The organism is Buchnera aphidicola (Microlophium carnosum), from assembly GCA_011752475.1.
Classification (GTDB): Bacteria; Pseudomonadota; Gammaproteobacteria; order Enterobacterales; family Enterobacteriaceae; genus Buchnera; species Buchnera aphidicola_BG.
In genome coordinates this window covers 316187-328152 of the sequence record CP048747.1, presented here as the reverse complement: position 1 = coordinate 328152, position 11966 = coordinate 316187, and the positions used below count along the sequence as shown (strand labels likewise).

The 11966-nt window shown below is 23.9% G+C and carries 9 protein-coding genes; 4 read left to right on the top strand and 5 right to left on the bottom strand.

Translation table 11 applies throughout. The annotated features are described in order from the left end of the window. Window positions 1–3 precede the first annotated feature (3 nt). Entirely contained in the window at window positions 4–690 is a 687-nt protein-coding gene (lolD, locus tag G4A98_01475; GenBank protein ID QIQ41883.1) for a lipoprotein-releasing ABC transporter ATP-binding protein LolD, read from the bottom strand. Continuing rightward, entirely contained in the window at window positions 683–1882 is a 1200-nt protein-coding gene (locus tag G4A98_01470; protein QIQ41882.1) for a lipoprotein-releasing ABC transporter permease subunit, read from the bottom strand. Before G4A98_01470 ends, lolD begins: the two co-directional genes overlap by 8 nt. 418 nt (window positions 1883–2300) lie before the next feature. On the opposite strand from G4A98_01470, the gene mfd reads away from it, so the two are divergent. After that, on the top strand, window positions 2301–4739 hold the full coding sequence (gene mfd / locus G4A98_01465) for a transcription-repair coupling factor (protein QIQ41881.1): 2439 nt from the start codon (window positions 2301–2303) through the stop codon (window positions 4737–4739). Between the two features lie 80 nt (window positions 4740–4819). Further along, window positions 4820–5824 (top strand): 6-phosphogluconolactonase, encoded by a 1005-nt coding sequence (pgl, locus tag G4A98_01460; protein ID QIQ41880.1) that lies wholly within the window; start codon window positions 4820–4822, stop codon window positions 5822–5824. Window positions 5825–5826: 2 nt separating this feature from the next. On the opposite strand, the gene bioA is transcribed toward pgl, so the two are convergent. Further along, window positions 5827–7119, bottom strand: a complete 1293-nt coding sequence (bioA, locus tag G4A98_01455; protein ID QIQ41879.1) for an adenosylmethionine--8-amino-7-oxononanoate transaminase — start codon at window positions 7117–7119, stop codon at window positions 5827–5829. Between the two features lie 78 nt (window positions 7120–7197). On the opposite strand from bioA, the gene bioB reads away from it, so the two are divergent. Both bioB and bioD read left to right on the top strand, forming a co-directional pair. Further along, on the top strand, window positions 7198–8229 hold the full coding sequence (bioB, locus tag G4A98_01450; protein QIQ41878.1) for a biotin synthase BioB: 1032 nt from the start codon (window positions 7198–7200) through the stop codon (window positions 8227–8229). Between the two features lie 346 nt (window positions 8230–8575). After that, window positions 8576–9247 (top strand): dethiobiotin synthase, encoded by a 672-nt coding sequence (gene bioD / locus G4A98_01445; GenBank protein QIQ41877.1) that lies wholly within the window; start codon window positions 8576–8578, stop codon window positions 9245–9247. A gap of 92 nt (window positions 9248–9339) precedes the next feature. Here bioD and G4A98_01440 read toward each other — a convergent pair whose 3' ends face one another. Together G4A98_01440 and hisS are read right to left on the bottom strand one after the other, a co-directional pair. Next, on the bottom strand, window positions 9340–10593 hold the full coding sequence (locus G4A98_01440) for a serine hydroxymethyltransferase (protein ID QIQ41876.1): 1254 nt from the start codon (window positions 10591–10593) through the stop codon (window positions 9340–9342). A gap of 50 nt (window positions 10594–10643) precedes the next feature. After that, window positions 10644–11924, bottom strand: a complete 1281-nt coding sequence (hisS, locus tag G4A98_01435) for a histidine--tRNA ligase (protein ID QIQ41875.1) — start codon at window positions 11922–11924, stop codon at window positions 10644–10646. Window positions 11925–11966: the final 42 nt, after the last annotated feature.

The window sequence follows — 11966 nt, the reverse complement described above, 5'->3', positions numbered from 1 at the left end:
TAATTAATTTTTATAATTAAATAATTTACCGTTTTTTATGTGGAATAAAAAGGGTATTTTTTCTATTAAAATAGGATCATGTGTGACAATTAAAAAAGAAGTATTAAAGTCAGAATTTAATTGAAATATTAAATTAAAAATAATATTTGCATTATATGTGTCTAAATTTCCAGTAGGTTCATCTGCTATTATGAAAGAAGGTTTATTAATAAAAGCCCTAGCAACAGCAACACGTTGTCTTTCTCCCCCAGAAAGTTGATTTGGATATTTTTTTATTTTATCTGATAAATTAACTTTTTTAAGCATTTTATATGCTATTTCTTCAGATTCTTGCTTACTTTTATTACTAATTAAAAGTGGCATTGCAACATTTTCTAATATATTAAAATCTAACATTAAATGATGAAACTGATAAATAAAACCTAATTCAATGTTTCTAAAATTTGATATTTGATTAGATGACATAGAACTAAATGATCTATTATTAAATAATATTTCACCGGAAGTAGGAGTATCTAATCCAGCAAGTAAATGTAAAAAAGTAGTTTTTCCTGAACCTGATTTTCCAATAATACCGGCTATATCTCCTCTCTGTAACTCAAATGATATTTCTTTTAAAATATCAAAATTTGCATCTCCGTCTTGATAAGATTTAGTTAAATTAATACATTTTATAATAATATTATTCATTAGATAAAATTCTAGCTGGTTTTAATCGAATAACATTCCACGATGGATATAATGTGGAAAAAATTGTAAATAGTATAGAAACAATATTAATTAAAAATATTTGAAATGGAATAATAATTATTGGCACATTAGTTTCATCAAAAAAAATATCGATGAAAAACTTTAGAAGATGATTTTCTTTAATTAGTAAAATACTAATTATCGTTCCTAATATATTCCCAATAATTGCAGTGCTCAAACTAAATATAACAAATATTAAAATAATTTTCCAACTCTGTAATCCTTGAGTCTTTAAAATTGCAATAGTATTTTTTTTTTCTATTACATATAAAGTAAAAATTATAAAAATATTTAACATAGTGACTAATAAAATTAAAAAAAATAAAAACCACATAATATGTTCTTCAATTTTTATCGCTTTAAAAAGTTCACCTTTTTGAATTTTCCAATCTAATAAAACTAACTTATCTGTTTTTTGTTTTATCTGATTAATATCTAAAGAAAATGGATTTTTTAACCATGCTCGCCAACCAGTAATATAATTTTTAGAATAACGTAGAAAATTTATACTGTCTTCTTTATTCATTAAAATTTGATAATGATCAACTTCACTTTGAGTAGAAAAAATATTAATGATATTAAACACACGTTGATTAAAAATTTTTCCTGAAAAAATGTTTTTTGTATTAGACAAAAGAATTAATTTGATTTTATCACCAATATATGCATTAAGTTTTTTAGCTAATTGTTCTCCTATAATTATATTATTATATCCTGGTTTAAGTGTATCTAAAACATTTTTTGTACTATAGTTATTCATATTGCAATAATCGTTACTATCAATTCCAATTATTTCTGCCATAGAAATATTATTTTTTCTTTGTACAATTATTTCCTTGCTAATAAAATCAGAAATTCTTTCAATATTATTTAATTTTAAAATATTTTTAGGTAATTCAGATTTATTAATATATTGATATTTATTTGTTATTATTAAATGTGGAACAAAAGATAAAATATTTTTTTTGAAATTTTCTTCAGACCCATTTATTATAGATATTATAATAATCAGTGAAGCTGTACTAATACTAATTGCTATAATAGATAGAATTGTAAGGATTTTTTTAAACCTTGGTAGATGAGTATTCCATAAATATCGTATAGCGATAAAAAGAGATATAGGTTTATACATTCTGATATTATCTTAAATTTATAAAAATTTTTATTAAATATTTGTATACATTGTATTGAGAATAAAAAATTTTATTTTAACAATAGACACTAGTATTATATACCTAAAAAAAATATAACAACTACACTTTTTATTTTTTAAAATATTATTTATATATTTTTAATAAAGTTATTTCAATTAAATATTTATTTTTGTAACTGTTAAAAAAAAATTCTAGTTTGTAAACAATTATTTTTTAAAATATATAAAAAAAATTTAATATAAAACTTTTTAAGATACCAAGTTAGAATAATTATAAAAAAGTCAAATTGGTAATAATTAAAATATATTAATATTTTTTTTGATCAAAATATATTTATATTAAAAAAATCTATTGTAAATTAAATTATCACTACTTTTTTTAAAGAAATACTCTTCTATGAAAATTACAGAAAAAAAAAAAATCGACAATAAAAATATTATTGATTTCAACGATCAAAAATTGTCAAATTTATTTCATAATATTAATACTCAAAAAAAAATTAATAATGTATTAAGTTATTTATATGATTTTTCAGGAAAAATAATATTTTCCTTAACAAAAGAAAAATCTTTAACAAAAATTTTAAAATTTTTAGAAAAAAATAATATTTACCCACAATATATAAAAAAAATTATTGATATTAATAAAAAATTTGATTATTTCTATATGATAAAAGAACTTCAAAATGGATTTTTAGATAAAAAAAATAATTTTTTATTTATTTGTACAAAAGATTTATTACCAGTATTAATTGATAATAAATATATTGCTAATATAAAAAAAAATACCAACACTCTGAAAAAAAATAATTTATCTCAGTTAGTTTTAAACTATCCAATTATACATATTGAACATGGTATTGGAAGATATGAAGGATTAACTACCATCGAAACTGCTAGCATACAATCTGAATACTTAATTATTTCATATGCAGAAGGAGATAAATTATACGTACCAATTTCATATTTACATCTTGTTTCACCTTATACTGGTACATCAATAGAAAATGCGCCTCTTCATAAATTAGGTGGTGATGATTGGAATAAAGAAAAAAATAAAATTAGTAAAACTATTTATGATCATGCTGCACAATTATTACAGATTTATGCTAAAAGAGCATCTAAAAAAGGCTTTGCATTTAAAAAAGATCAAGAAAAATACGAGTGTTTTTGTAATCATTGTTCTTTTAAAACAACATCAGATCAAAATAAAGTAATGAAATTTGTACTAAGAGATATGTCTAATTCAATTCCTATGGATCGTTTGATTTGTGGTGATGTAGGTTTTGGAAAAACAGAAATTGCTATGCGAGCCTCTTTTTTAGCTGTATCTAATAATAAACAAGTAGCTATTTTAGTGCCAACTACTTTATTAGCACAACAACATTATAAAAATTTTAAAATACGTTTTTCTAATTATTCTATTATAATTAATATATTATCTAGATTTCAAATGAAAAAAGAACAAGATTTAATTTTTAAAAATATTAAAAATGGGAAAATTAATATTTTAATAGGTACTCATAAACTATTATTTAAAAAAATAGAATGGCATAGTCTGGGACTATTAATTATTGATGAAGAACACAAATTTGGTGTAAGTCATAAAGAAATTATAAAAAAAGTGTATTCTAATATTGATGTTCTTACTTTAACAGCTACACCTATACCCCGTACCTTAAACATGGCAATGACTGGGATAAAAGATGTATCTATTATATCAAACCCTCCAGCTCAAAGACTAGCAATTAAAACTTTTATTCAAGAATACAACCCTTTATTAATAAGAAAAACAATATTACGTGAAATCTCGAGAGGCGGTCAAATTTATTATATATATAATAAAGTGAAAAATATTATGAATATTGCTGAAAGATTAACAAAATTAATTCCTGAAGCGAATATTAAAATAGGTCATGGTCAAATGAAGAACATTGATTTAAAAAAAGTCATGAATGAATTTTATAAAAATAAATTTAATGTCTTAATTTGTACTACAATTATTGAAAGTGGTGTTGATATACCAAGAGCAAATACTATTATTATTGAAAATTCTAATCATTTTGGACTATCTCAACTTCATCAGCTTCGTGGTCGTATTGGTAGATCTAATCATCAAGGATATGCTTTATTTCTTGTTAATAATTTTAATAAAATTACTCCAGATGCAAAAAAAAGATTGGAAGCAATCTCATCAGTTGATAACTTTGGAGGCGGGTTTTCTTTATCTAATCAAGATCTTGAAATTAGGGGGGTAGGGGAAATATTAGGAAAAGAACAAAGCGGACATGTAAAAAGTATAGGATTTTCTTTATATATGGAATTATTAAACAATGCTATTGACTTATTAAAAACTGACAAAGTTTTATCTGTTAATCAATTACCTAAAAAATCATTAGAAATTGAGTTACATGTTTCTTCTTTATTACCTGATAATTACATTGTAGATGTTAACACAAGACTATTTTTCTATAAAAAGATCTCCGATGCTAAAAACGAGGAAGAAATAGAAAACATAAAATATGAACTAATTGATCAATTTGGAAAATTACCTGATTTCTCAAAAAATTTAATTTTAATTGCTAAAATTCGATTAATGGCTTATAAAATTGGTATTAAATACATTAAATCTAATAAAAAAACAGGAGTGATAGAATTTAATCATAATAATACTGTCAATATTAAATATTTATTGAAGATATTTCAAGAAGAACCAAAGATTTGGAAGATGGAAAACCCTACAAAAATAAAATTTCTTTTAAATGTAAATAAAGATTATTTACGTCTTAAGTGGATTATAAACTTATTAAGAAATTTACATCAAAATAGTTTTTAACTTTTATTTAATTAAAATCATTATTGAATATTTTATGATATTATTATTATTGATTTTATTTAAAATATTAAAGGAGTTATATGAAACAAGTTGTTTACATTGCTAATTCAGAAAGTAAAAATATAGAGGTATGGAATTTATATGATAATGGCGATATGGATTTAATACAAAAAATTGAAACGGATCATAAAATTCAACCTATAAACATTATTGGAAATAAAAATTTATTGTATGCGGGAGTATTTCCTAATAATAAAATTATTACATATTCTATAAAAAACAATGGTTTTCTTGAAAAAAAACATGAAACTGCTATCCCAGGAAAAGCTAATTATATTTCTTTTGATGAAAACAAGAAATTTTTATTTTGCAGCTCTTATCATTCTAATTGTATTATTGTGAGTCCATTAGATCAATATGGTATACCTCAAAATCCAATACAAATTATTTATAATATAGACGGTTGTCATGCTGCTAAAATAAATTATAAATATAATATATTATTTATCATGTCTCTTAAAGAAGACTCTATTTATTTGTATTATTTAACTAATTTCGGAATATTAAAAAGCACCGAACAAAAATTATTAAGTACTAAAAGAAAATCAGGACCTCGTCATATTGTCTTTCATCCTAATCAAGATTTTGTCTATACTATAAATGAATTAAATGGGACTATAGACGTATGGAAAATATATAAAATAAACAATATAACAAAAGTAAAAAATATACAAAATATCAGTGTATTAAATAATCAAATTTCAAAATATTATTGGTCTTCTGATATTCATTTAACATCGTGTGGTCGTTTTTTATATGTTACTGATCGTTTATTTAATATTATTTCATTATTCCATATCAATCAATATGACAATAAAATTACTTTTTTTAAAAGTTACCCAACAGAAGAACAACCTCGAGCATTTTATATAAATTATAATAATACATATTTAATAGTTGCTGGAGAAAAATCTAATACATTTGTCATCTATAGTATTTCTAACAATACTGGTGAATTAACAAAATTAAATATATATAGTACTGGTCAAAAACCTGTATGGATACTTATACATAAATTATATTAAAATTAAATTTTTAAAAATAGTTCAACTTGATTTAAAGCGTCTATAATCACATCAGTTAATTTTCTTAATGCATGAGAACTAATAATATAAGGTGGTAGAATATAAATTAATTTTTTAAATGGTCTAATCCAAACCCCATTTTTTACAAAAAACTTTTGCATTAAAAACATATTAACTGAACGAGAACATTCAACAACACCAATAGCTCCTAATATACGTACATCAATTACATATCGATGATTCATTAATGGAAGCAGGTTTTTAAATAGTTGTTTTTCGATATTGGATACTTGGATTTTCCATTGATTAGTTTTTAAGATTTTTATATTAGCATTAGCTACTGCACATGCCAACGGGTTACCCATATAAGTTGGACCGTGCATAAAACAACCTGTTTTACTTTTACTAATAGTATCAGCAATATGACGTGAAGTTAAAGTCGCAGCTAAAGTGATTGTACCACCCGTGATTGATTTTCCTAAACATAATATATCTGGTACAACATTAGCATGTTCAAAAGCAAACATTTTTCCAGTTCTACCGAATCCAGTTGCAATTTCATCAAAAATTACTGGAATAGAATAATAATCGCATAACATTTTTACTTTTTTTAAATACATAGGATGATAGAAATTCATACCTCCTATACCTTGTACTATAGGTTCTAATATGACTCCCGCTATTTTTGATGAATTTTCTTCTATTATTTTTTTAAAAGATATAACATCATTAGCATTCCAATCTTTATAAAAAGAAGATACTGGTGCATCTGCAAACAAGTTTTTTGATAAAAAATTATTATATATTTTATGAAAAGAATTTTCTGGGTCTGAAACTGACATTGCAGAAAAAGTATCGCCATGATAACCATTACGAATAGTTAAAAATAGTTTTCTTTTTTGACCTAATGACTGCCAATATTGTATTAACATTTTTATTGCTACTTCAATAGCAACTGAACCTGAATCAGAAAGAAAAACACAATCTAATTTTTCTGGTGTTAATGAAATTAATTGTCGACACAGTGCAATCGCTGGAAGATGTGTAATTCCACCAAACATTACATGAGACATTTTTCTTATTTGTTTTTTTAATGCTTTATTTAAAATAGGATGATTATATCCATGTATTGCAGACCACCATGAAGACATGCCATCTATAATATTTTTTCCACTTCTTAATTTTAAATAAATTCCTTTAGCAGATATAACAGTATAACAAGGAATAGGATCAATCATAGAAGCGTAAGGATGCCAAATATGTTTTTGATCAAAAAATGTATCAGATTGACTCATTATTTTTTATATATAAAATATTAGATAATTAAGTATAAACGTTTACTAAATAAAAATCATAATTTTTTTGGAGATAATATGAAAAAAAAATGGACTCTAGAAAAAACAAATATACTTTTTAAAAAACCATTTCTTGATCTTATGTTTCAAGCTCAAAAAGAACATAGAAAATACTTTAATCCTAATACAATACAAATAAGCACATTACTTTCAATAAAAACAGGTTCTTGTCCAGAGGATTGTAAATATTGCCCACAAAGTGCTAGATATAAAACAGGTTTAAAAAAAGAACCATTGTTAGAAATAGAACAAATTCTTAGTGCTGCAAAAAAAGCTAAATCGTTAGGTTCTAGTCGGTTTTGTATGGGTGCTGCATGGAAAAATCCAAAAGAAAGAGATATGCCTTATTTAGAAAAAATTATTAAAGAAATAAAAAAAATGGGAATGGAAACTTGTATGACTTTAGGTACTTTGAATAATTCGCAAGCAAAAAAATTAGCAAATGCAGGTTTAGATTTTTATAATCATAATTTGGACACATCTGAAAATTTTTACAAAAATATTGTTACTACTCGAACATATCAAGAACGAATAAATACATTACACATAGTTCGCAATTCTGGAATGAAGATTTGTTCTGGAGGTATTATAGGTTTAGGAGAAAAAATAAAAGATCGTATTGAATTATTAATGGAATTGTCTAACTTATCTGTTCAGCCAGAAAGCGTTCCTATTAATATGTTAGTTAAAATTCCAGGGACACCAATGTCAGATAATGAAGATGTAGAATCGTTTGATTTTATTCGTGTTATTGCCGCAGCTCGTATTATGATGCCAAAATCTTATATTAGACTGTCTGCTGGACGTAAAAATATGAATGATCAAACTCAGGCAATGTGTTTTATGGCTGGAGTTAATTCTATTTTTTATGGTTGCAAATTACTTACTGCAAATAATCCAGAAGAAAAACATGACTTAGAATTATTTAAAAAATTAAATTTACATCCTGAATATAAAAAACAACCTATATTAAAAGAAAATAAATACGATACTATAATACAGTCATTAAAAATTAACAAAGATCAATACTATAATGCAGATACATTGTAATGTGTAATGTAGAAAAATTATTTTTTAATTGTTAAACGTTAATAAATATTTTCTATTATAAAAATATTTTATCTTTAAATAAAATATTAGACAATTATTCTAAATAAGAATAATTTTATTTTTGATTTTTGGAGTAACTCAATATTATAGTTATGCGTTATTTTATTAAATACGTATAATGATTTATATCGAGTTACTTAATTAGGAAATATATTCATACTATTTTAAACAATTTTTAGTATTCAATTAAAATTAATTACATAAAAATATTTTTACTAAAATTAATTATTATATTAAGAGAATATATTACTTTAATTATACATCGACTATATTAATAAGATTAATTATGATTAAAAAATTTTTTATTACCGGAACTGATACAAATGTAGGGAAAACGATTGCAAGCAGTATTTTATTAAAAAAAGCTACTGCTGCTGGATATAAAACAGCAGGATATAAACCCATATCTTCTGGATATCAAAAAAAATCATATAATTTTTTAAATAATGATGCAAATATTCTTAAAAAAAACAGTTCAATAATATTAAGTGATAAAGAAGTGAATCCAATTTCATTTGTTGAAAATGCTCCTCCTCATATCCTCAGTCAATTACAACAAAAAAATATTACGAAAAAAGCATTATCTTTAGGTTTAAGTAATATTTTAAATAAAAGTAATTGGATTTTAGTCGAAGGTGCTGGTGGATGGTATACACCATTATCTTATAAAGATACCTTTTCCAGTTGGGTCAAAAAAGAAAAATTGACTGTTATCATTATTGTTGCTATTAAATTAGGATGCATTAATCATGCAATTTTAACAGAAAAAGCTATTATTTCAGAAAAAATAAAATGTGGAGGTTGGATTGCTAATAACATTTATCCAAAAGATAAATATAATGTATATTATATCCAAACTTTGTTAAGTTATATTAAATCTCCATTTTTAGGTGAAATTCCATATTTAAATAATAAAAATAAAATAAATTTTAAAAAAATAGAGATAATATTACCTTAATAAAAAATTTAAAATATATTTTTTTAAAAGTGTTGTTTTTATAATTATTAATATAATTATTAACAAAGATGGATATATTTAATATCATTTAATTAAATATAAACAGGATATTTTAAACAAATTTCTAATACTTTCTTTTTAATCATAACAATGTTATTATGATCATGAACATCATCTAAAATACTAGCTATCCAACTTGATACTTCAGAAACTTCATTTTCTTTAAATCCTCTTCTGGTAACAGCAGGTGTCCCAATGCGTATTCCTGAAGTAATAAAGGGATTTTTTAAATCATCAGGTATAGTATTTTTATTTACAGTTATATTGGCTTTACTTAAGGCAATATCAGCATCTTTCCCCGTAAGTTTTTTATTAGTTAAGTTAATTAGAAATAAATGATTACAAGTTTTCCCAGAAATTATCTGATATCCTTTTTCTAAAAAATTTTGAACCATAGTTTTAGAATTTTTTACTATTTGTTTTTGATATTCTTTAAATTTAGGTTCTAAAGCTTCTTTAAAAGCAATAGCTTTTGCAGCAATGATATGCATAAGCGGACCTCCTTGTGTGCCAGGGAAAACTGATAAATTTAATTTCTTATACAAAAAATCACTTCCATTTTTAGCAAGAATCAGCCCACCTCTAGGTCCTGCTAATGTTTTATGAGTAGTGCTTGTAACAACATGTGCGTAATTGATTGGACTAGGATAAATTTTAGCTGCTATTAAACCAGCAATATGAGCTATATCAACAACAAAATAAGCATTAACTTGATCTGCAATCATACGCATTTTTTTCCAATTACAAACACCAGAATATGCCGAAAAACCACCAATAATCATTTTTGGTTTATATTTATCAGTTAATTTAAATAGTTCTTCATAATTAATCTCACCACTTTCATCTACTCCATACGGAATAACGTTATACATTTTACCCGAGAAATTTACTGAAGATCCATGACTTAAATGACCTCCATGTGATAATTTCATGCCTAATATCGTATCGCCAGGTTTTAACAGTGCTGTATAAACAGAAAAATTAGCTTGAGAACCAGAATGAGGTTGAACGTTAGCATAGTCAGCATCAAATAATTTTTTTGCTCGATTAATTGCTAATTCTTCTATTATATCTACATATTTGCAACCACCATAATAGCGTTTTCCAGGATAACCTTCTGCATATTTATTAGTTAATTGTGAACCTTGTGCACTCATAATATAACGACTAGTATAATTTTCTGATGCAATTAATTCTATATGATTTTCTTGTCTTTTTCTTTCTTCTTCCATTGCAAACCATATTTCTGGATCATATTTTGAAAAATCTATTTTATTATTTAACATTTTTTACCTAAAGATTAAATTTTACAACAAATAAAAAATAATTTAAAAAATTACATATATTGAAAAATTTTTTGAATTTTTATCATTAATTCATATTTTGAAAGATAATATTCTTTTTCTTTTTTTAAATCTTTGACTGAAAAAAATTCTCTTTTAATTTCATTATCACCTATTAAAATCATAACATTTGCTGAAGATTTTATAGCATTTTTTATTTTTTTTGTAAGGTTTTGATTTAAAAAATTAATAAATATTTTTAATTTTGGATATGAATCTCGTATTTCTTCAGATAAATGTATAGCATGAAATTTGTTGTTTTCTCCTATAAAAATAATATAAATATTAATATCTTCTACTGTTTCAGAGAAAATTTTTACTGATTTTGTTAATAAAACTAAACGTTCTATTCCTATTGCAAATCCTATAGCAGATGTTTTTTTACCGCCCATTTCTTGTACTAAAGAATCATATCGACCACCTGCACAAATAGTATTTTGTGAACCTAATTTATTACTTTTCCATTCAAAAACAGTGCTATTATAATAATCTAATCCTCTTACTAGATTTGGATTCAAGTTATATTTAATTCCGTGAGAACTCATCATATTACATAAACTGTTAAAATGATTACTTGAAGGTATATCGATATATTCACTTAGTAACGGCGCTTCTTTTAATATTTTTTGTATATCTGGATTTTTAGAGTCTAAAATACGTAAAGGATTAGTATATAATCGTCTTTTAGAATCTTTATCCAATAAATGTTCATATTTTTTAAGAAAATCAACTAATTTTTTTTTGTATTGAAAACGAGCTGTTTTCGAACCAATTGAATTAACTTCTAATGTGATATATGAATCAATACCAATTCTTTTCCATAAACGATTGGTTAAAATGATAATTTCTAGGTCTATATCTTCTGTGTCTGATCCGAATACTTCTGCACCTAACTGATGGAATTGACGATATCTTCCTTTTTGGGGTCTTTCATATCTAAACATCGGACCTAAATACCAAAATTTATTATTTTTATTATGTAATAAATGATTTTGTATTATAGCTCGTACACAACCTACAGTACCTTCTGGACGTAAAGTTAAACTATTACCTTTTCGATCTTCAAAAGAATACATTTCTTTTTCTACCACATCAGTAATACTACCAATGGTTCTTTTAAAAATTTCAGTTTTTTCTAATATAGGCAATCTGATTTCTAAATAACAATAACTAGTTAGAACTTCTTTTAATATAACTTCTATATAACTCCATATTTTTAATTCTTTTGGAAGATAATCATGCATTCCTCTAATTGATTTAATTTCTTTTTTCACTATTATCTCTTATGTTAAATATAAATTAATTAAAGTATAGCG

What these genes read in the sequence shown, in the direction of transcription:
- lolD (QIQ41883.1), bottom strand. Translation starts at nt 690, where the DNA reads ATGAATAATATTATTATAAAATGTATTAATTTAACTAAATCTTATCAA.
- G4A98_01470 (QIQ41882.1), bottom strand. Translation starts at nt 1,882, where the DNA reads ATGTATAAACCTATATCTCTTTTTATCGCTATACGATATTTATGGAAT.
- mfd (QIQ41881.1), top strand. Translation starts at nt 2,301, where the DNA reads ATGAAAATTACAGAAAAAAAAAAAATCGACAATAAAAATATTATTGAT.
- pgl (QIQ41880.1), top strand. Translation starts at nt 4,820, where the DNA reads ATGAAACAAGTTGTTTACATTGCTAATTCAGAAAGTAAAAATATAGAG.
- bioA (QIQ41879.1), bottom strand. Translation starts at nt 7,119, where the DNA reads ATGAGTCAATCTGATACATTTTTTGATCAAAAACATATTTGGCATCCT.
- bioB (QIQ41878.1), top strand. Translation starts at nt 7,198, where the DNA reads ATGAAAAAAAAATGGACTCTAGAAAAAACAAATATACTTTTTAAAAAA.
- bioD (QIQ41877.1), top strand. Translation starts at nt 8,576, where the DNA reads ATGATTAAAAAATTTTTTATTACCGGAACTGATACAAATGTAGGGAAA.
- G4A98_01440 (QIQ41876.1), bottom strand. Translation starts at nt 10,593, where the DNA reads ATGTTAAATAATAAAATAGATTTTTCAAAATATGATCCAGAAATATGG.